Genomic DNA, 20,864 nt, shown 5'->3' with positions numbered 1-20,864 from the left:
TTGATTTGTTCTGTTTGTCGTGGCTTTCTTGGCACATGCGAACCGGACAGAAACTCTCCCCAAGGGGCCGCGTCAGCCTGATCGATACAGCCGCCGCCGCCGAACGCGCCACCCAGCGCGGACGCGGCGCCGTCTCGAACCAGACCGGCCGGTTCGAACGGGAAACCCGCTTCGCCTTCGATGATGGCTGGGACACGATCGAGCAGGACGCTGTGCGGATCGAGACGCTGCTGATGCCGGAAACGGCGCGGACAATCATCACCTTCAACCGCTCACCGGACATCTCTTTCGACCGCTCCATCAACCCGTATCGCGGGTGCGAGCATGGCTGCATCTATTGTTTTGCCCGGCCGACGCATTCGTATCAGGGGCTTTCTGCCGGGCTCGATTTCGAAAGCCGGCTTTTCTACAAGTCGAATGCCGTGGAACTTCTGGAGCAGACACTGTCACGGCCGCGCTATGTCTGCCGGCCTGTCGCCCTCGGCATCAATACCGATGCCTTTCAGCCGGTGGAGCGGACCCAGCAGGCAACGCGGCGGATCCTCGAAGTGCTGGCGGCACACAACCATCCCGTAACGCTGTTGACGAAATCCGCCCTGATCCAGCGCGATATAGACCTGCTGGCCCCGATGGCCATGAAGGGCCTTGTGCGGACAGGCGTTTCGATCACGACGCTGGACCGCACGCTCAGCCGCAAGATGGAGCCGCGCGCCGCCACCCCGCAACGGCGGCTGGAAACCGTGCGCGCCCTCAGCGAGGCCGGCATCCCGGTGACCGTGATGACCGCGCCGATCATCCCGGCCCTGAACGACCATGAAATTGAGGCCCTGCTGGAAGCCGCCGCCGCACATGGCGCAACCGGTGCGGGCTATGTGCTGCTGCGCCTGCCATATGAGATCAAGGACCTGTTTCATGAATGGCTGGTCCAGCATGTACCGGACCGGGCGGCGAAGGTTATCAACACGATGCGCGACATGCGCGGCGGCAAGGATTATGATGCCAACTGGCACGAGCGCATGCGCGGACGCGGCCCGGTGGCGGAGCTGATCGCGCAGCGTTTTGCCCGCGCGGCAAAACGGTTCGGGCTCAAAAACACACGCCCACCCCTGCGCACGGACCTGTTTGCCCCACCGGTCCAGCCGGGCGGCCAGATGGCGCTGGACCTCTAGGTCTCAATCCGGCGCAATGCCCAGCGCAGCCAGTTCAGCGGCATCGAAGACACGGCTGCGCGACAGGAAGCGTTGCTCGCGCCCATTATCCAGCGAGAACATGCCGCCGCGGCCGGGCACGACATCCAGGATCAATTGGGTATGCTTCCACGCCTCGAACTGGCTGGCCGAAATATAGACGGGCACGCCGTCAATCTCGCCCAGCTTCACGTCCCGCTCACCAACCTTGAAGTCATCCGCCGGATAGCACATCGGGCTCGACCCGTCGCAGCACCCGCCGGACTGATGGAACAGGATGTCCGGAAAGTCCTGCCGGATGTCCGCAATCAGGCGCCGGGCGGTATCCGTCGCGGTCACACGCGGGGGCATTTTGTTTTCATCTGTCATCGGATTACCTCCGAAAGGAAGCGGACGGCCCCGGCCTAAGCTGCCACCGGGACCGCCCCTCTGCCGTCACACCACGGCAGGATCAGAAGAAGCCAAGCTTCTTCGGAGAGTAAGAGACGAGCATGTTCTTCGTCTGCTGGTAGTGATCCAGCATCTTCGAATGGTTCTCACGCCCGATGCCGGACTGTTTGTAACCGCCAAAGGCCGCATGGGCCGGATAGGCGTGGTAGCAATTGGTCCACACGCGCCCGGCCTGGATGCCGCGGCCGAAGCGGTAGCAGGTGTTCGCCTCGCGGCTCCACACCCCGGCGCCGAGGCCGTAGAGCGTGTCGTTGGCGATGGCGAGGGCGTCGGCTTCGTCCTTGAACGTCGTGACCGAGACGACCGGCCCGAAGATTTCCTCCTGGAACACGCGCATCTTGTTGTGGCCTTTGAGGACCGTCGGCTTGATGTAATAGCCGCCGGCGAGATCACCGCCGAGATTGGCTGCCTCGCCGCCGATCAGCACTTCGGCGCCTTCCTGACGGCCGATGTCGAAATAGGAGAGGATCTTCTCTTTCTGCTCCGAACTTGCCTGCGCGCCGATCATCGTGGCCGGGTCCAGCGGGTTGCCCTGCTTGATTTCCGCCACGCGCTTCAGGGCACGTTCCATGAAGCGGTCATAGATGTTTTCGTGGATCAGCGCGCGCGACGGGCAGGTACAGACCTCGCCCTGGTTCAGCGCGAACATGACGAAGCCTTCGATCGCCTTGTCGAGATAATCATCGTCCGCACGCATCACATCCTCGAAGAAGATGTTCGGCGACTTGCCACCCAGTTCCAGCGTGACCGGGATCAGGTTTTCGGACGCATACTGCATGATCAGCCGGCCCGTCGTCGTCTCGCCGGTAAAGGCGATCTTGGCGATGCGGTTGCTGGAGGCGAGCGGCTTGCCCGCCTCCAGGCCGAAGCCGTTCACGATGTTGAGCACGCCGGGCGGGAGGATGTCGGCGATCAGTTCTGCGAACACCATGATCGTGGCCGGGGTCTGTTCGGCCGGCTTCAGCACCACACAGTTCCCGGCGGCCAGCGCCGGGGCGAGTTTCCATGCCGCCATGAGGAGCGGGAAGTTCCACGGAATGATCTGTCCGACCACGCCGAGCGGTTCATGGAAATGATAGGCGACCGTGTCGTGGTCGATTTCGGAAATGCTGCCTTCCTGCGCACGGATGCAGCCTGCGAAATAGCGAAAGTGATCGATGGCCAGCGGAACGTCTGCCGCCATCGTCTCGCGGATCGGCTTGCCATTGTCCCAGGTTTCGCAGGTGGCGACGAGTTCGAGATTCTCCTCCAGCACATCTGCAATCTTGTTCAGCATGTTGGCACGCTCGGCCACCGACATGCGGCCCCAGCCATCCTTCGCAGCGTGCGCGGCATCCAGCGCCATATCGATGTCGCTGGCATCGGACCGGGCGATCTGGCAGATCACCTTGCCGTTTACGGGAGAGGTATTGTCGAAATAACGCCCGCCATTCGGGGCGACGAACTTGCCGCCGATGAAATTGTCATACCGTTCACGGAACGGTGCCTTCATGTCGGACGTGTCGAGAATCTGTGTGTCGGCCATGTCATTTCCTCCAGATCATTGGCGCTCTTCGTCGGGTGCGAAGACTGGGAGGAATGTTCTGCCTGCTGCGGGTCACTGTCAGCCCGCGTCAATCCGGTGAAATGCGGAATGTGTCTCAGGAATGAGACACATCTGGTGGAAATCAGTCGCGGGACAGGCCCAGCTGATCCATCCGGCGGTAAAGCGTCGCCCGGCTGATGCCGAGGGCTCGGGCCGCGGCGGCCATGTTGCCATTGGCCCGGGCGATGGCCCGGCGCAGCTCGCGGCGCTCTGCCCCTTCAAGGCCCACACCGCGGGATTCGGAGTCCCCGAACAGGTCACCGGCCGGGCGTGGATCAATCCGGTTGTCATGGCCGAGACCATAAATCGCCCGGGCCGCGCGTGTTGCGCCGACGACAAGATCGTCCCCGTCCACGGCCAGCAGCACCGCGCCTTTCTGCCCGTCGCCGGACCCGCGCAGGATACGCCGCGAGGCAAATGCACTCTGGAAATGATCGGCCTCGATCTGGCGGGCCGCGTCGGTCACCGTCTGCGCGATCAGTGTCGCAAATGGCTGGGTCAGGTCATCCCGGCAGGACGAGACGTCGAGCACTGCGGCAATGGCGCCATGCTCGTCAAAGATGGGCGCACCCATACAGCTCATCACCGTGTTGCGGTCATGGAAGTGCTGGTCGCGATAGATCGTGACGGCGCGCTGCTCGGCGATACAGGTGCCAATGCCGTTCGTGCCCTGCACCGCTTCGGACCAGACGCCGCCTTCGCAGAGCCCTGCCGACCGGAACAAAGCCCCATCGCTGTCAGCCATGCGATGGTCGATCACCACACCTTCGGTATCTGAGAGAAACACGCTGCAGCCCGCGAGGCCGAGGCTCGCATAGAGACGGTCCATCACCGGCGCGGAGGTGGCAAGGATACGGCCGAGCCCGTCGCGGCGCTGGTGGAGTTCGGTCTGTTCAAGCCGCGCGTCGGAATTGCCCGGCGCATCCGGCTCCAGCCCGTAGGTCTTCATTGACCGCGCCCAGGAGGCCGCAAGGCTCGACTGCGCCGCCGCGCTTCGCGACAGGGCCACAGAGCGCACCTTTTCGGCGTGCCTGACCGGCGGATCATCCCTTTTCATGTGAAAGAGATTATCACGAGCGCCCGGCAAACGCACCTTACCGAAAGGTTGTATGCCGGTTCTGCAGCAAATGTTACGGCTGGCTCTTCGGCAGGTGCCAGCCGAAGATCAGCGCGGCGCCGCGCAGAACGAACGCCACCAGCATGCCGGAGGCGAACGCCCAGCTTTCCGGAACGCCCGAAAAATGCAGCACCGCATATAGCCCCGCGCCGACCAGTGCCGCAGTCGCGTAGATGTCCTCTTTCAGCAGCAACGGATCGCGGTTGGCGACGACATCGCGCAGCACACCGCCGCCCGTTCCGGTCAGCACACCCATGATCACCACGAACAGCGGGTCGTGCCCGAGGCTGGCGGTCTTGGCCGCGCCGGCGATGGCGAATATGGCGAGACCCACAGCGTCTGCCCAGCGGATCGGTTTGAGCGCATCGACCAGGCTGTGAAGGAAGAACGCGATCACCCCACCCGCGATCGCGCACCAGATGGTCAGCGGGTCGCTCAGCCAGAAGACCGGCTGGTTCAGGATGATGTCGCGGATCGTGCCGCCGCCGACCGCCGTGATGATCGCCAGCACAACCGCGCCAAAGATGTCCATCTTGTTGCGCACGGCAACGATGCCGCCGGACAAGGCGAACACGAATGCGCCGACAGGATTCACGAGCGTGAGGATGAGATCGAGGTCGAGTGTCATGGGCCGCTTCCTAATCCGATTTCGTGCCGACTTCCAATCCCGGGACGCAACACGGATTTTCCACCCCGATTCACATCAAATTCCACAGATTTACCCACAGCTCTATCCACAGCGCGAATCACCAACTAGTTTCGCCTCCGGAACGATTCGAAGCCGGAACGAAGCGGCGCGGTTAGGAAATCACTAACCGGTGCAACGCACTGATTCGGGCTTCTGTCTTTCACGCGTTGCGTATTCGGGGCTGTACTATGGAACTGCAAAAGAACGTCATCATGCAGGGCGACTGCATCGACATCCTCTCCCGCCTGCCAGACCGGTCGGTGGATCTCGTCTTTGCCGATCCGCCCTACAACCTCCAGCTCGGCGGCGGGCTGACCCGTCCGGACCAGTCGACCGTGGATGGTGTGGACGATGAATGGGACAAGTTTGACAGCTTCGACGCCTATGACCTCTTCTGTCATCAGTGGCTGGAAGAATGCCGCCGCGTGCTGAAGGATGACGGCGCGATCTGGGTCATCGGCTCGTATCACAACATCTTCCGCGTCGGCGCGATCCTGCAGGATCAGGGCTTCTGGATCCAGAATGACGTGATCTGGCTGAAGTCGAATCCGATGCCGAACTTCAAGGGCACCCGTTTCCAGAACGCACACGAGACGCTGATCTGGGCCGGCAAGTCCGAACAGTCCAAATGCACATTCAATTATGACGCCCTGAAAGTCTTCAATGAAGACAAGCAGATGCGGTCCGACTGGATGATCCCGCTCTGCACCGGCGGCGAGCGCCTGAAGGACGAACAAGGCAAGAAGGCCCACCCGACACAGAAGCCGGAAGGCCTGCTCCACCGCGTGCTGCTGGCAACGACCAATCCGGGCGACACGGTGCTCGACCCGTTCTCCGGCACCGGCACCACGGCCGCCGCCGCCAAGCGCCTCGGCCGCAACTATATCGGCATCGAACGGGACGAGACCTATGTCCGCCTGTCCCGCGCGCGCCTCAAGGCCATCGAGCCGATCAATGGCGAAGACCTCGAAACCGAGAAGAGCAAGAAGTCGCTGCCGCGCGTGCCGTTCGGCGCCCTGCTGGAAAGCGGCTGGCTGAAACCGGGCGACCGTCTGTTCAGCCCGCAGCGCCGCTACCAGGCCCGCATCCGGGTCGACGGCTCGCTGACCACCGGCAACCATTCGGGGTCGATCCATCGCCTCGGCGCCCACGTTCAGCAGGCCCCAGCCTGCAACGGCTGGACCTACTGGCACTATGAGACCGAGAAGCGCGACCTTGCGCCGATCGACCTGCTGCGCCGCCGGTACCGGGAAGAAATGGGCCTGAACTAAGCGCCGCAAGACCGCCTGCAAACGGCGTCAGCCCACCATCATCCAGATGGCGACACCGGCCAGGACAAGGCCGAACAACCTGTTCAATAGGTGCGCATGGCGTTCCTCACTGAACTGCGCCGCAATCCTGTCTCCGATCAGCGTCCACACCGTGAAGGCGACGAGATTGTTGAGCGTGAATACTGTTGTGATCCACAGCACGGCTCCAGTGTAGGGACCGCCTGACCCGTTCAGGAACTGGCTGAACATCAAGGCAATGATGACATAGGCTTTCGGGTTGAGGACCAGCAGAACCACCCCGTCCATGAACCCCGCCGGCCGCGCGTCTTCGGCGGTCTCGACCGCGCCAGCCCGGAACAGCTTCCAGGCGAGATAGAGCACATAGGCCGACCCCGCCCATTTGATCGCCATGAACAGGCCCGGCAGACGTTCCAGCGCTGCCATGAACCCGAATCCGATGGCCGCCGTCACGATCCATGTCGCGAGGTGATAGCCGATACTCGCCGGGATGGTGGCCCGCACACCAAAGCGCGCGCCATTCGCCGCGAAGAACATGTTGCCCGGGCCGGGGCTGTAGGCGAGCGGAAACAGGAAAACGAGCAGTGCCAGCATCGATGCGATCATGAAGGAACCTCCGGGAGTGTTCCCGGGTTCTCCCGATCCGCGCCGCCGCCCGCGACCCGATTCTTGCGATCAGCCTGCAGTCGCCAGCCGGAAGGCCTTGGCAAAGACGCTGGGCAGGCCCTCAACCTCGTCCAATGGCACCCAGACGCCGTCCGCGTTCGGGCGGCGGGAGACATCAGCCCGCTGCACGGTGAGGCGCAGGTCGAAATGGGTGAAGACGTGACGGACGTCGCCGATCTCTTCCCAACTCGCCTTGAAGGGCGGGCTTGGCTCTGGCCGCTCGCCTTCCACCCAGTCACTTGTGGGCAGGCCCAGCATGCCGCCGAGCAGGCCTTTGTCTGGCCGCCGCTGCAACAGAACTTCGCCCTTGTGGACCGCCACATAGGCCGCACCGCGCCGGATGGGCTTCGCCTTTTTGGGCGGTTTGATCGGGTAGCGCTCCGGTTCGCCTTCCGCTTTGGCGAGGCAATAGTCCGAGACCGGGCAGATCAGGCAGTTCGGCTTTGTCGGCGTGCACACCGTCGCGCCGAGGTCCATCAGCGCTTCGGCGAAATCGCCCGGGCGTTTTGCCGGAACCAGCCGTTCCACTTCAGCATGGAGGCGCTTTTTCTCATCCGCCCAGTTGCCCTTCAGGGCCAGGAGGCGCGCAAAGACGCGGTCGACATTCCCGTCCACCGCCGCAGCCGGCTGATTGAACGCAATCGCGGCGATGGCGCCCGCTGTGTAGGGTCCGATGCCCGGCAGCTTTTTCAGCTCCGCTGCCGTTTCCGGCCAGCTGCCACGTTCCGCGATTTCCCGCGCGCATTTCAGCAGGTTCCGCGCCCGGGCGTAGTAGCCGAGGCCGGCCCATGCCGTCATGACCTCCTCATCCTTCGCCGCCGCCAGCGCTTCCACCGTCGGCCAGCGTTGGGTGAAGGTCAGGAAATAAGGCGTGCCGTGGGGAATGGTCGTCTGCTGCAGCATGATCTCCGCCAGCCAGACACGGTAGGGGTCGCGCCGCTCGCCCAGCGCCGTGCGCCAGGGCAGGTCCCTCCCATGCCGGTCGAACCAGGCCAGCAAGTCTGCAGGCAGTCCGTTCAAATCCCCGTGTTTCGTCACAGCCTGCCTTTTCGTCGTCTTCATTCCCGTGCAATCTCAGATCAATGGTCACGAGATCAAGCATCGATCCCATTGAGGAGGCCCGCGCGCGGGTCCGTCTGCGCTATATGCGCGGCCGGGCGGTCAATCCCGGCATGCCGAAGATCGGCGTTGCAGCCGAGCGCCTGACCCGCAAGTCCGGTGCGAAGAAGCTGCCGCCGATCCAGGTCCTGAAAGCCCGCTGGCGGGAGATCGCCGGGGAACAGCTTTACAAATTCTGCCGGCCCGAACGGCTCAGCGGCGGCAAGGATGGCCGGGTGCTGACCCTGCGCGTGCTGCCTCAGGCGGCCCCGATGGTACAGCACCAGTCCGAAACCATCCGCCAGCGCGTCTCGGTCGCGGCGGGCGGGGATGTCGTCTCCATCAAGCTGGTTCAGGGACCGCTGACCACAAGCGAAGCCCCGCAAAAGCCGCGCCGCGTGATCCGTCCGCTCACGCCGAAAGAGCGCGCCGAGCTGGAAGCAAGCACGGCGGGCATTCAGGACAAGCGGCTGCGAGAGGCAATTGTTGCGCTCGGCGCGGCCATGCTAACCGCAGAAGACACCGACAAAGCACCGGAGAAATCATGACGGGACTGATCCGACGCATCGCCATCGCCGCGCTCGCCTGCGCCGCCATGTCCGCCCCCGCCATTGCAGAAGACAACTGGAGCGAGTGGGCGCCGGAGAATGAACTCGGCTGGGTCGAAGGCTCTGCCGATGCGCCAGTCACCGTGATTGAATATTTCTCGCCCACCTGCAGCCACTGCAAGGAATTCGCTGAGGAAGTCCTCCCGGTGATTGAGGAGGCGTACATTTCAACCGGCAAGGTGCGATTCGTGATGCGCGAATGGGTCCGCAATTCGGTCGACATGACCATCCTGACCCAGGCCCGCTGCCTGCCGGATGAAGACGGGCTCGCCTATCTGAAGGACATCTTTGCGCGCCAGGACGAGATCTTCGTCGCCGCCCAGATCGGCACACTGCCCGGCACACTGATCAGCGCCAGCACCCCCTATGGCGTCGCGGACCGCGAGGCTTTCGATGCCTGCTACAAGAATATGGATACGCGCTTCGACATGATCGAAGTCGAAAAGTCGGCCGAGCACTATGACATCCACGCCTCGCCGACCTTTATCGTCGACGGCGTCAGCCATGCGGCCACCCTTACAATGATGACGCCGGAAGGCTTCTCCGCCTTCCTCGATGAGGAACTGGCCAAAGCCACCCCGCCAACCAACTGAATGCGCGCCAAAAGTTAACAGCAGCCCCCGCTTCCGTTAACCAGTTGGCAACCCAATCGACTCAATTCTTAACGCGAAAGCCATGACCATGACCCTTCTCTCGAGACGCTCCGCCCTGGCCGCCGTTTCGGCGCTGATGCTTGCTGCCTGTGGCGGCAGCGATAACGGCTCCACAACCGGCGTTGCCGCGATCACCAAGGGCGATCATGTGAAGGGATCGGAGAACGCCCCGGTCACGATCATCGAATACGCCTCGCCGACCTGCCCGGCCTGCCGCTATTTCCATGACGACATCCTTCCGGAACTGACCGAGAAATATGTGAACACCGGCAAGGTGAAATTCGTCTTCCGCGAATACCCGATCCACGAGCCGGACGTGCCTGCCTATGTGCTGGCGATGTGCGCCGGAGAGGACAAGTTCTTCGACGTTCTGGATGATCTGTTCGCGAACCAGGTCGGCGTTGTGACCGCTGCCCAGAACGGTACGCTGAAAGGCGCGCTCCAGACGATCGGCAAGCGCCATGGCATCGAGACCACGGCCCAGTTCGACGCCTGTATGGAAAACCGCGAATACCGCACGGCGCTCGCCGACAAATACCAGGTCGCCACCGAGAAGTGGGGCGTCGACTCGACCCCGACCTTCATCGTGAACGGCGAGAAGCATTTGTTCCAGGGCGAGACCAGCTCGGCAGACGCGTTCTCGAAATATATCGACCGCCTGCTCGGCGAAACGGCCCCGGCTGAAACCGAAGCTGCCGCTCCGGCGGAAGATGCGGCCCCGCAGCCGACCGCGGCCGGTGACGATGCCGGTGTGCCGGAAACAACCGACCAACCATAAGACAAGGGAGCCGGAATGCAGATCACTGAACTCCGCATTGCCGGCTTCAAGTCGTTCGTCGACCCGCAGGACTTACCCGTCGAACCCGGCCTGACCGGGATCGTCGGGCCGAATGGCTGCGGCAAGTCGAACCTCCTCGAAGCGCTGCGCTGGGCCATGGGCGCCAGTTCCGCCCGTGCCATGCGTGGCGGGGAGATGGATGACCTGATCTTCTCCGGTTCTGCCGGACGTCCGGCGCGGGAGACCGCAGAGGTCTCGCTGATCCTCGACAATTCGAAGCGCACCGCGCCGCCGGAGTTCAATGGCTCCGACACGCTGGAAATCGTGCGCCGCATCCGCCGCGGTGCGGGCACATCCTACAAGCTGAACGGACGCACCGTTCGCGGGAAGGACATCACCCTCCTGTTCGCAGATGCCTCGACGGGCGCGAACTCTCCGGCGCTGGTGCGTCAGGGGCAGATCTCTGAACTGATCGGATCGAAGCCGCAGAACCGCCGCCGCATCCTTGAGGAAGCCGCGGGCATTGCAGGCCTCAACACCCGCCGCCACGAAGCGGAGCTGAAGCTGAATGCGGCAGAGGCAAACCTCGAACGCCTGTCCGAAGTGTCCGCCGAGGTGGAGCGCCAGCTGGCAAGCCTGAAACGCCAAGCTGCCAAGGCCCGACGCTACAAGAAACTCTCCGAAGAGATTTTCGCGCTCGACGCGCTGGTTGCCCATCTGCGCTGGCACGAGGCAAAGCTCGCGTGCGAAACGGCACGGGCAAAACTGGAAGAGACCAAACGCCAGGTCGAGGATGCCTCCCGTCAGGACGCCACCTGCGAAGCGGCCCGCATCGAAGCTGCCGAGGGTCTTGCCCCACTGCGCGAAGCTGAAAGCATCGTGTCAGCGAAACTTGGCCAGGCCCGCATCGCGCTGGCGAAACTGGAAACCGAATGCAAGTCCGCCTCAGACGCCCATGCCCGCCTCGAGGCGGAAGCGACGCGCCTGATGGAAGACATTGAGCGCGAACAGACGGCAAAGACTGAAGCTGAAGACGCGCTGGCGCATGCAAAGTTCGAGCTCTCCGCGCTGCCGGTCGAAGACGACGCCGCCAATGCCGAGACCGAAGCACAGACCCGCGCTGCGCTGGAAGCGGCCCGCGCCGAACTGGTCAAAGCCGAACAGGCCGCTGACGATGCTCAGGCGCGCCTGTCCGAGGCCCGCGCCCGCCGTCAGGCCTCGGAAGATCAAGCGGCTGCCCAGACCCGTCGCAAGGCCCAGCTGATGTCAGAAGTCGAACGCCTCCGCGCCGACATGGCCGCGCTGGAAGATGCCGTCACGCTCGTCAGTAAGCTGAAGGCTGCAAAGGCCGCAGAGGAAGAGGCCGAAGCCGCGCTACAGGCAGCGGAACGCGCCGTAGAAGAGGCTGAGCAGCGTCTGGCCGCCGCGCGCGATATGGAAACAGCTGCGCAGCCGCCACGCGACGAAGCGACAAGCGCCGTCCGCGAGCTGGAAGCGGAAATCGGCGGACTGCGGAAACTGCTGCGCAAAGCCGAAGGCCCTAGCGCCCCACCGGTTGTCGAGCGTATCCGGACACGCGACGGATTTGAAAAAGCCGTTGCAGCGGCCCTCGGGGACGACATCGAAGCCTCGACGGACAAGGCCGCTGCGATGTATTGGGGCGGCGCCGATGCTGTTGCCCAGACGCTGCCTGATGGCGCAACGCCGCTCTCTCAGTATACAGACGCACCGGGTGAACTTGCTGCCCGCCTGTCGCAGTGCGGCCTGGTCGATGCGGCGGACGGCCCGCGCCTGGCAACCCTGCTGAAGCCAGGCCAGCGTCTGGTTTCCTCCGAAGGCCATCTCTGGCGCTGGGACGGATTTGCCCGCACACCCGATGCGCCGGTCAGCGCGGCAGCACGCCTGGAACAACAGGCCCGCCTCGAAGCGGCCCTTGCCGAACTCGGCCCGCTGCAGGAAACGCTGGAAGCGCGCGAAGCGGACTTCGCCTCGGCTCGTGAGGCCCGGGTCGCTACCGAAGAAGCGCTGCGCAACTGCCGCTACGAGGTCGCCCCGGCCCAGCGCGCCCTGAACATTGCTCGCAGCACGGTCGCCGAAGCGGCGCAGGCCTCCGAACGCGCCGCGATGAAACGCGACACAGCCGGCGAAGCGCTGTCCCGCGCCGAGTCGGAACTCTCCATCGTCAATGAAAACCTCGCCCTGATCGCCCCATCCGACAGCCGCGAGCAGGAAAGCCAGCTGGAGGCCCGCCTCGCCGAAGCACGCGCAGCCGTGGCCGAAGCCCGCTCTGCCGAGATCGAAGCCCGCGGCCGTCTCACAGACATCACGCGCGGCCGGGAACAGGCCGCCGCCCGCCGTCAGGGCCTGGAACGGGATGTGCAGACCTGGACCAGCCGCATCACTGCGGCCTCCGAACGGGTCGGCCGCCTGCTGGAACGCCGCTCTGCCGCTGCTGCTGAAGCACTGGCAGCAAAGGTCCGCCCGGAGCAACTCGCCGCCGAGATCGAGACGCTCTCCGCTGAAGTGGCCGGTCTGGAGACCGAGCGTCAGAAATCCGCTGACCGGCTCGCCGAAAAGGAAGCCGCGATCCGCGAGGCAGAGTTTGCTGCCCGCCGCGCCTCCGCCGCCGCTTCTGAAGCGCGCGAATCCCTCGCCGGCTGGAAAGTGAAGCTCGAAACGGCCGAAAGCCGCCTCGAAGAATCGGTCGAAATCGCCCGCAACAATTTCCAGCGCACGCCGGAAGGCCTGCTGGCGATTGCCGAGGCCGGCCTCGATGAAGAGGACATGGGCGAGTTCACGCCCCGCGACATTGAACGCCGCGTCGAAGACCTGCGCCGCACCCGTGACCAGCTGGGCGGCGTAAACATGGACGCCGAGGAAGAAGCCGCGGAGCTGGAAGAGCGCCTCGGCGCACAGATCACCGAAAAGGAAGACCTGACCAAGGCCATCGCCAAGCTGCGCCAGGGCGTCGAAGCCCTGAACGAAGAAGGCCGCGACCGGCTCGTGAAGGCGTTCGAACAGGTCAACGAGCACTTCAAGGCCCTTTTCACGGCGCTGTTCCGCGGCGGCCAGGCCGAGCTTCGCCTCGTCGATGCCGATGATCCGCTGCAGGCCGGCCTCGAAATCTTCGCCCAGCCGCCCGGCAAGAAGCTCGGCACGCTGAACCTGATGTCCGGCGGTGAGCAGGCGCTGACGGCAGCGGCGCTGATCTTTGCCGTCTTCCTGTCCCGCCCGGCCCCGATCTGCGTGCTGGACGAGGTGGATGCCCCGCTGGATGACGCAAACGTCGACCGTTTCTGCAATATGCTCAACGAGATGCGCCAGCGTACCGACACGCGGTTCGTGGTCATCACGCACAATCCGGTCACGATGAGCCGGATGGACCGGCTTTTCGGGGTTACGATGCGCGAACAGGGCGTTTCAAAGCTGGTTTCCGTGGACCTTCAGGCCGCCGAAGAGCTTGTTGCGGCGGAGTAGCGCACACATCCGCAACACAAACTTAATAAAATCAGGGATGTAGCGTTCTGCATATCCGGTTGACTTGCACAGCCTGCCTACATAGTTTGCGCCGAAATCCGGGGGGAAGCCCCGTCGTCAAGGATTCGCGGCTGCGGAGCATCTGAAATCATGTCCAGCGAGGGACCGAACGACCTCGGCGAACGCATCGCCAAGGCAAAGGCGGCCCGCGATGAGCGTGAGGCTAGAAAGCGGCGCGATGAGCAGGCAGACGGTGTCAGTCTCTCGGCAGGGGGCTATGCCCTGCGATACGGCGCCGAATTCGTCGCCAATGTCTTTGTCGGAGGCTTTTTCGGCTTCTGGATCGACGAATTCGCAGGAACAAAGCCCTGGGGATTGCTGATCGGCGGAACTCTCGGGTTCGCTTCAGGAATCCGCTCCATAATGCGCGCCTACCGGGAGCTGAATGCCCGGGCGCTGGAATTAGCTGAGGGGCAAGCCGCCCCGAAAAAAGAAGACGGGACCAAGGACGAATGACCTTCCTGATGCCGAGCGCCGCGATCGATCCGATTCACCAGTTCCAGGTCAGCAAATGGCTTGAGCTGAATATCGGTGGTGTTGACCTGTCCTTCACCAACGCTTCCGGCTTCATGCTGCTGGGCGTTGTGCTGACCATTGCCTTCTTTGGCGTGGCCGCTTCGAAAGGCCTGCTCGTACCATCCCGCCTGCAGTCGATGGCCGAGATCGGTTACGGCTTCGTGGCCGACATGGTGCGCGGCGCAGCCGGTGAAGAAGGCCTGAAATTCTTCCCGTTCGTCTTCACGCTCTTCTTCTTCATCTTCTTCGCGAACATGATCGGCATGGTGCCATACGCCTTCACCACGACGAGCCACATCATCGTGACTGGCGCCCTTGCTCTGCTCGTGATTTCGATCGTGATCGGCTACGGCTTCTACAAGAACGGCCTGAAGTTCCTGAAACTGTTTGCACCTTCGGGCGCTCCCTGGCCGATCTACATCATTCTGATCCCGATCGAGATCATTTCATTCGTCGCCCGTCCGCTGACCCTTTCGCTGCGTCTGTTCGCCAACATGCTGGCTGGTCACATCATGCTGAAGCTCTTCGCAGGTTTCGCGGTGGTCGGCCTGACGGCAGGCGGCATCGGCTATCTCGTTGCGCCGCTCGCTTTCGGCATGGGCGTCGCACTGAACGCACTGGAACTCCTGGTCGCCGGCCTTCAGGCTTACGTCTTCGCGATCCTGACCTGCGTCTACATCAACGACGCGCTGCACCCGTCACACTAGGACCCTGTTCGCCGGTGCGGCGTCTCAGCCGCACCAAAACCGCTTGACGCCTCCCACCGAACACGCTTCACGGGCGGCAAACTTTAGAAACCTTAAGCATTCCAACAAGGAGACACCCAATGGAAGGCGATATCACCCTCGGCCTCAAATATGTCGGCGCTGGCCTCGCAACGCTCGGCATGATCGGTGCTGCAATCGGTGTGGGCAACATCTTCGGCTCGTTCCTCGACGCCGCGATGCGCAACCCGTCCGCTGCTCCGCAGCAGACCGGCAACCTCTTCATCGGTATGGCCCTCTCCGAGGCTCTCGGCATTCTGTCGTTCCTCGTCGCCATCCTGATCCTGTTCGTCGTCTAATCTAGACTGACGCACATTCTGAACGGGCCGGCGGCATTCATGCCGGCCGGCCCGATCCTGTCGTATTCCGACGCAGAGGTAACCTGATGCTGATCGCATTGCTTGCTGAAGGCGCTGCCCACGGGCACACGCCGGACGACGCACCGCCGGCCTTCCCGCCGTTCGAGACCTGGCACATGCCGGGCCAGCTGTTCTGGCTCGTCATCCTGTTCACGACGCTGTACCTGGCAATGTCGCGCTGGATCCTGCCGAAACTGTCTGACACGCTGGAAAAGCGTTCTGACCGGATCGCTTCGGATCTCGATCAGGCGGCCCGCCTGAACGATCAGGCCACCGAAGCCCAACAGGCCCTCGAACTGCGTGTCGCGCAGGCTCGTAACAAGGCCCGCGAAACCTCGGAAAAAGCCAGCGAGAAGATGGAGGCCGAAATGGCCGCCGAAACCGCTCGCGTCGATGCCGAGATCGCCAAGAAACTCGAAGCTGCCGATGCCCGTATCGCAACGCTTCGGTCCAATGCCATGACGAATGTCGAGCAGATCGCCATCGATACGGCTGAGGCCATGACCGCCCGGTTCGGTCTGAAAGCCTCTGCCGGCGATCTGAAGTCTGCCGTCTCGGCCGCGATGGAGAAGAAGTAAGACCATGAAACGCATTGTCCTCTTCTCCGCCATTGCTGCTTCGGCCCTGCCAGCCTTTGCCGCTGAAACCGAACATGGCGCCGCTGGCGGCCATGGCGGTGGCGGCTTCCTGGGCGGCCTGGCTTATGCCGCGACCGACCCTGTCACCTTCACCGCCTTCCTGGCCCTGTGTGGCTTCATTGCCATTGCCTGGCGCATGGGTGCCTTCAAGACGGTTCTGGGCGGCCTTGATGCCCGCGCAGACGCCATCCGCAAGGAACTGGAAGAAGCGGCCAGCCTGCGCGAACAGGCGGCTGATGCCCTCGCCGCAGCTGAGCGCAAGGCCCAGGATGCCGACAAGGAAGCCGAGGCCATGATCGAACAGGCCAAAGCCGACGCCAAGCGCATCATGGAAGAGACCCGCAAGGACATCGCCGAGCGCCTCGCCCGCCGTGAAGCCCTTGCAGAAGCCCGCATTGCGCGCGCTGAAGCAGAAGCGACTGAAGAAGTCCGCCGCGCCGCTGCGGATGCTGCGACCGAGGCGGCCCGCCGCCTGCTCGCTGGTGACACGGCTGTCGACCAGTTCGAGAAAGCCGCGCGTGAAATCGAGAAGGCCCTGACCAACTAAGGTCCCTTCCGGCAAACGATACAGAAAGCCCCGCGAAGCCTGCTTCGCGGGGCTTTTGTTTGGTGTCTCCTCAATTCCTCCCCTGCGAAACGGGGGAGGATGAAAAGATAGGCCGGTGTCAGCTCAGCTGCAGCTTCACGAGACGGGCATAGGCGCCGTCGGCAGCAAGCAGGTCTTCGTGATTGCCCTGCTCCACCACACGGCCATCCTCGACCACCAGGATGCGGTCAGCGGCGCGGACGGTGGACAGGCGGTGGGCAATGATCAGGACGGTCCGGCCGCGGCTAAAATCGCTGAGTGCCTGCTGCACACGGGCCTCGCTCTCGGCATCGAGGGCGGAGGTGGCTTCATCGAGCAGCAGGATCGGCGCACCCCGCAGGATCGCCCGGGCAAGCGCGATGCGCTGGCGCTGGCCGCCGGAGAGGTTCCGGCCCATCTCGCCGGCAGGCGACTGATAGCCCTGCGGCAGGGCCATGATGAACTCATGCGCAAAGGCTGCGCGGGCAGCCACTTCGATCTCTGCCTTGGTGGCGCCGAGCCGGCCGAGCGCGATGTTGGCTTGCACCGTATCGTCGAACAGGGCGGAATCCTGTGCCACGAGGCCCATATTTGCGCGCAGGCTTTCGCCCGTCATGTCGCGGATGTCCTGATTGTCCACACGGATCGCGCCGCTTTCCGGATCGTAGAGACGCAGGAGCAGGTTGAAGATGGTGGACTTGCCGGCACCGGAGGGGCCGACAATGGCGACCGTTTCGCCCGGCGCCGCCTTGAAGCTCAATCCCTTCAGGGCCGGCGTACCGTCCGGATAGGAGAAGATGACATCGTCGAAGGAGACATCGCCCGACACCTTGCCGAAGCGCCCTGCTCCCGGCTTGTCAGCCATGACCGGTTTTGCCTCGATGATCTCGAACACGCGATCAGCTGCCGCGCCGCCTTCCTGCGCGACCGAATTCAGCGTGCCAAGCGCCCGGATCTCAGGAGAGGCCACGCCGAGGGCGGCAATAAAGGCCAGCAGGTCGCCAAGCGACATCTGCCCCTGGGAAATGCGCCAGGCTGCAAAGCCCAGAATACCTGCCAGCGCAACGCCGCCCGCGATCTCGAGGATCGGATCGACAGCGGCCCGGTCTGCCAGCACTTTCAGGAACAGGCGCGAGCGTTCGGCGAAGCCGCCGCGGGCACGGCCCTTCTGATAGGATTCGAGACCATAGGCCTTGATCACCCGCGCGGACTGAAACCCTTCGGACAGGAGAGAGGTCATCTCGCCGACCTGTTTCTGCGCCTTGCGGGAGCGCTTGCGCACCCGGTTGCCGAGGCTGATGACCGGCGCAAAAGCGATCGGATAGGCAACGAGGATGAGCAGGGTCAGCTGCCAGTCGATCCAGGCCATCACACCGAGACAGCCAATCGTCGTGGCCGTGCTCTTGGTGAAATTGTTGGCAAAGCGCAGGGCCGCGTCGCGGATCGCGTTCACGTCATTGATGAAGCGCGAAACGAAGCCGCCGGAGGCATCTGCCGACAGGCGCGCGAAATCGCCATCGACCAGCGCTTCGAACTCATGCGTCTGCATGGTGACGAGACCGCGCTGGACGCCGGTATTGTTCAGCAGCGTCATCAGATACATCGTCAGCGAGCGCGCCGCCGCGAGGCCGACAATGGCCGCGCCGATATGCAGGATCCAGCTGGAATCGGCATTTCCGGTTTCACCGAAACTGGCCTCCAGCCGGTCGCCCATCAGCTTGAGCACATAGGTATAGGCCATGGCACATACAGATGTGCCCAGCGCCATCAGCGTGCCGCCGACGAACCAGCCGAGGTGCGGCCGGAAATAGGCCGCGAACAATCTCCGCAGGCTCCCCCGCTGCGCCTTCGGGTGTTCCGGATCAGACGTGATGGTGATCCCCTGTCAGCGGATCCAGCAGCTTGTGGGCATGCAGGATGAAATAGCGCATTTCGGCGTGGTCCACCGTGCGCTGCGCCGCCGATTTCCAGGCGTCGTAGGCGTCTTTGTAGTTCGGGAAGGCGCCGATGAAATCGATCTTGGACAGGTCTTCGAATTCGACTCCGGTTACGTCCTTCAGCTCACCGCCAAATACGATGTGCAACAGCTGCTGCTGGCTTTTCGGGGCGTCGCCCATATTCTTTTGCTCCGTGGTTGTGGCGGTGCAGGCCGCCCTTTCCTGTGGGTCAGGTATACCCACAAATTCTGTCCTGCGCACTAACAGAGGGTGAAGCCGGGCGCCAGCCGCGATGACACTGCGTTGTGCCGGGACTTCCTGATTGAACACAAGGGGTTCACCCTTGTGGGTGGTGACCACGCCGCCTGCCTGTTCGACGAGCACTGTCCCTGCGGCAAGGTCCCAGTCGGACTTGCCCGCCAGCGTCACCGTTGCGTCCCATTCCCCGGTCGCGACGAGGGCCATGCGCAGAAGGGTCGAGTTCGGCTTCGGACGGGCGATAACGACCTCCGGCCAGGGTTCCGGCCAGGCCGGGTGATCGATCATGCCTTCATTGGTGATCAGCCGGCAGCCAGACTCTGCCACACAGGCCGACACGCGGATCGCCTGCCCGTTCAGGAAGGCCCCGCCTTCATGCCAGGCTTCGTAGAAGCGGTCCTGCCGCGGCGCGTAGAGTACGCCGGCCACGGCGCGGCCTTCCTCGATCACGGCGAGCGCGACGCACCAGTTCGGATCGTCGCGCATATAGGCACGCGTGCCGTCGATGGGATCGACGACCCAGCAACGCTGCTTCCGGCGCGCATCGAGACTGTCGGTGGTCTCTTCGGAGAGCCAGCCATATTCAGGGCGGGCGCGCTGAAGGTGCGCGGCGCACAGCCGGTTCACTTCGATGTCCGCTTCAGTAACAGGACTGCCGCCCTGCTTGTGCCAGACGCGGTTCTTGTGGCTGCGGACCTGATAGGAGACTGCCAGCTCGCCGGCCTCACGGGCAAGCGCCCGCATCGTGTCCATGTCTTCGAGGAGCGTTCGCTCAGCTGCCCGCAAGACTCATTCCTTCCACCAGAATACTGGGCGCATCGCGCGTCCCTCGGAATTCGAGGTTCGACGCCGGGACGAGCCGCGAGAACATTGACGGCAGGTCGCCTGCGATCGTCACTTCCGACACCGGATAGGCGATCTCGCCGCCCTCGAACCAGAAACCGGCCACGCCGACCGAATAGTCACCCGTGTTCGGATTGATCGACGGGCCGAACATGTCGGTTACCAGCAAGCCTTCGCCGACGCCGGCCATCAGCTCTTCCGGCGTCTTCTCTCCGGCGCGCAGATAGATATTCGATGTGGTCACGCCCGGCGGATCGCCGAAGCCGAGCGAGGAGAAGCCATTCGGCTCCAGCCCCAGCTGTTTGGCCGATGGCGTGTTCAGCAGCCAGGTCGTCAGGCGGCCATCCTCGATCAGGTGCGTTTCGCGCACCGGCAAGCCTTCGCCATCATGGCTGCGCGATCCCATGCCCAGTTCGCGGAACGGGTCATCGGTGATGTAGACGCCCTTGGCGAACACCTGCTCGCCCATCCGGTCTTTCAGATAGGATACGCCGCGCGCAATGGACGGCCCGGAAATCGCGCCCAGCAGCGCACCTACCAGGCTGGCGGACACGCGCCGGTCGTAAATGACAGCGGCCTTGCGCGTGCCGAGCTTGCGGGCGCCAAGGCGGGCGATGGTCCGATCCCCTGCCGTTTTGCCAATGTCTTCCGGAAGCGGCATGTCCTTCGAGAAACGGACGGACCAGGAATCATAGTCCCGCTCCATCTTGCCGTCTTTCTCCGCAACGGCGGACAGGCCGAGGCTGGTGGACGACCCGGTCTTGCAGGCGGAGAAGCCATTCGACGCAGCGACCCAGCGTTTTGAGCGGTTCCAGGAGGCGCCGCACCCGGCCACTGTCTTGATGCCCGGAATGGCCAGCGCAGCGGCTTCAGCCGCCAGCGCGCGCTCTTCCAGTGTCTCGGCCTGCATTTCCGGCTCACCCGACAGATCCATGTCCAGATCGCCCGTGGCGAGCATCGAAGCCTCCGGCAGGCCGCAATACTTGTCTTCCGGCACCGCCTTCGCCATCGCAACGCAGCGTTCGGCCAGCATCTTCAGCCCGTCCGGCGACAGATCCGCGCTGGAAACGTGCGCCTGTCGCTTGCCGTAGAAACAGCGCAGCGCGACGGACACGCTTTCCTCGCGCTCGATGCTTTCCAGCTTGCCGTCGCGCACCGCGACGCCGACGCCGTCGGCTTCGCCGATCCGGGCGTCTGCTGCGTCCGCGCCGGCTTTGCGGCACTGTTCGATAAGTCCGGCGAGGAGGTCTGCCGGTGGAATTCTGAAATCAGCCATGCGCGCTAGATGGCCTGCGGGCCCTGCAGGCGCAATCCCCTCTGTCAGATAT

The 20,864-nt window shown here is 63.6% G+C and carries 20 protein-coding genes; 11 read left to right on the top strand and 9 right to left on the bottom strand.

Translation table 11 applies throughout. From position 1 onward, the window contains the following. Positions 1-35: 35 nt before the first annotated feature. Positions 36-1,169 (top strand): PA0069 family radical SAM protein, encoded by a 1,134-nt coding sequence (locus tag HJA_RS05370; protein WP_035579713.1) that lies wholly within the window; start codon positions 36-38, stop codon positions 1,167-1,169. 3 nt (positions 1,170-1,172) lie between these two features. On the opposite strand, the gene HJA_RS05365 is transcribed toward HJA_RS05370, so the two are convergent. The 4 genes from HJA_RS05365 to HJA_RS05350 form a co-directional block, all read right to left on the bottom strand. Further along, the gene (locus tag HJA_RS05365; protein ID WP_035579259.1) at positions 1,173-1,556 is read right to left on the bottom strand and encodes a DUF779 domain-containing protein; all 384 of its coding nucleotides are present in this window, start codon (positions 1,554-1,556) and stop codon (positions 1,173-1,175) included. 82 nt (positions 1,557-1,638) lie between these two features. Beyond that, positions 1,639-3,162: an aldehyde dehydrogenase gene (gene adh, locus HJA_RS05360; RefSeq protein ID WP_035579257.1), complete on the bottom strand. Its 1,524-nt coding sequence runs from the start codon at positions 3,160-3,162 to the stop codon at positions 1,639-1,641. Between the two features lie 142 nt (positions 3,163-3,304). After that, positions 3,305-4,171 carry a GAF domain-containing protein gene (locus HJA_RS05355; protein ID WP_206741676.1) on the bottom strand — a complete coding sequence of 289 codons (867 nt, stop codon included), beginning with the start codon at positions 4,169-4,171 and terminating at the stop codon, positions 3,305-3,307. A gap of 181 nt (positions 4,172-4,352) precedes the next feature. Continuing rightward, a complete protein-coding gene (locus HJA_RS05350; RefSeq protein ID WP_035579253.1) occupies positions 4,353-4,967 on the bottom strand; it encodes a trimeric intracellular cation channel family protein in 615 nt (204 codons plus the stop codon). A 248-nt stretch (positions 4,968-5,215) separates the two neighbouring features. Between HJA_RS05350 and HJA_RS05345 the strand changes: the two genes are divergently transcribed. Beyond that, positions 5,216-6,298: a site-specific DNA-methyltransferase gene (locus HJA_RS05345; protein WP_035579251.1), complete on the top strand. Its 1,083-nt coding sequence runs from the start codon at positions 5,216-5,218 to the stop codon at positions 6,296-6,298. A 27-nt stretch (positions 6,299-6,325) separates the two neighbouring features. Here the strand turns inward: HJA_RS05345 and HJA_RS05340 are convergent, their stop codons facing one another. Both HJA_RS05340 and mutY read right to left on the bottom strand, forming a co-directional pair. Next, entirely contained in the window at positions 6,326-6,922 is a 597-nt protein-coding gene (locus HJA_RS05340) for a LysE family translocator (RefSeq protein WP_035579249.1), read from the bottom strand. Positions 6,923-6,991: 69 nt separating this feature from the next. Further along, positions 6,992-8,044, bottom strand: a complete 1,053-nt coding sequence (gene mutY, locus HJA_RS05335; protein WP_051597398.1) for an A/G-specific adenine glycosylase — start codon at positions 8,042-8,044, stop codon at positions 6,992-6,994. A 20-nt stretch (positions 8,045-8,064) separates the two neighbouring features. Between mutY and HJA_RS05330 the strand changes: the two genes are divergently transcribed. The 9 genes from HJA_RS05330 (at position 8,065) to HJA_RS05290 (ending at position 16,480) form a co-directional block, all read left to right on the top strand. Next, positions 8,065-8,628 carry a DUF721 domain-containing protein gene (locus HJA_RS05330; protein WP_051597397.1) on the top strand — a complete coding sequence of 188 codons (564 nt, stop codon included), beginning with the start codon at positions 8,065-8,067 and terminating at the stop codon, positions 8,626-8,628. Continuing rightward, complete coding sequence (locus HJA_RS17895; protein WP_051597396.1) at positions 8,625-9,281, top strand: thioredoxin domain-containing protein; 657 nt, start codon at positions 8,625-8,627, stop codon at positions 9,279-9,281. Before HJA_RS05330 ends, HJA_RS17895 begins: the two co-directional genes overlap by 4 nt. An 82-nt stretch (positions 9,282-9,363) precedes the next feature. Beyond that, on the top strand, positions 9,364-10,119 hold the full coding sequence (locus tag HJA_RS05320) for a thioredoxin domain-containing protein (protein WP_051597395.1): 756 nt from the start codon (positions 9,364-9,366) through the stop codon (positions 10,117-10,119). Positions 10,120-10,134: 15 nt separating this feature from the next. Further along, complete coding sequence (gene smc / locus HJA_RS05315; protein WP_035579247.1) at positions 10,135-13,596, top strand: chromosome segregation protein SMC; 3,462 nt, start codon at positions 10,135-10,137, stop codon at positions 13,594-13,596. A gap of 150 nt (positions 13,597-13,746) precedes the next feature. Next, complete coding sequence (locus HJA_RS05310) at positions 13,747-14,112, top strand: AtpZ/AtpI family protein (protein WP_035579244.1); 366 nt, start codon at positions 13,747-13,749, stop codon at positions 14,110-14,112. Positions 14,113-14,120: 8 nt separating this feature from the next. Next, positions 14,121-14,879: a F0F1 ATP synthase subunit A gene (locus tag HJA_RS05305; RefSeq protein ID WP_035579699.1), complete on the top strand. Its 759-nt coding sequence runs from the start codon at positions 14,121-14,123 to the stop codon at positions 14,877-14,879. Positions 14,880-14,998: 119 nt separating this feature from the next. Beyond that, complete coding sequence (locus tag HJA_RS05300; protein WP_034737903.1) at positions 14,999-15,235, top strand: F0F1 ATP synthase subunit C; 237 nt, start codon at positions 14,999-15,001, stop codon at positions 15,233-15,235. 86 nt (positions 15,236-15,321) lie between these two features. After that, the gene (locus HJA_RS05295; RefSeq protein ID WP_035579242.1) at positions 15,322-15,873 is read left to right on the top strand and encodes a F0F1 ATP synthase subunit B family protein; all 552 of its coding nucleotides are present in this window, start codon (positions 15,322-15,324) and stop codon (positions 15,871-15,873) included. 4 nt (positions 15,874-15,877) lie between these two features. Continuing rightward, complete coding sequence (locus tag HJA_RS05290) at positions 15,878-16,480, top strand: F0F1 ATP synthase subunit B family protein (RefSeq protein ID WP_051597394.1); 603 nt, start codon at positions 15,878-15,880, stop codon at positions 16,478-16,480. A 118-nt stretch (positions 16,481-16,598) separates the two neighbouring features. Here the strand turns inward: HJA_RS05290 and HJA_RS05285 are convergent, their stop codons facing one another. Genes HJA_RS05285 through HJA_RS05275 form a run of 3 tightly spaced genes read right to left on the bottom strand, consistent with a single transcriptional unit; the run spans position 16,599 to position 20,812 of the window. Continuing rightward, the gene (locus HJA_RS05285; protein ID WP_241764297.1) at positions 16,599-18,320 is read right to left on the bottom strand and encodes an ABC transporter ATP-binding protein; all 1,722 of its coding nucleotides are present in this window, start codon (positions 18,318-18,320) and stop codon (positions 16,599-16,601) included. Between the two features lie 40 nt (positions 18,321-18,360). Further along, entirely contained in the window at positions 18,361-19,479 is a 1,119-nt protein-coding gene (locus tag HJA_RS05280) for an inositol monophosphatase family protein (protein ID WP_241764296.1), read from the bottom strand. After that, positions 19,466-20,812: a TldD/PmbA family protein gene (locus HJA_RS05275; protein ID WP_035579238.1), complete on the bottom strand. Its 1,347-nt coding sequence runs from the start codon at positions 20,810-20,812 to the stop codon at positions 19,466-19,468. Before HJA_RS05275 ends, HJA_RS05280 begins: the two co-directional genes overlap by 14 nt. Positions 20,813-20,864: the final 52 nt, after the last annotated feature.

Source organism: Hyphomonas jannaschiana VP2 (assembly GCF_000685215.1).
Lineage (GTDB): Bacteria > Pseudomonadota > Alphaproteobacteria > Caulobacterales > Hyphomonadaceae > Hyphomonas > Hyphomonas jannaschiana.
Note: the sequence above shows the minus strand (reverse complement) of the source record. Positions and strands in the feature narration are given on the sequence as shown.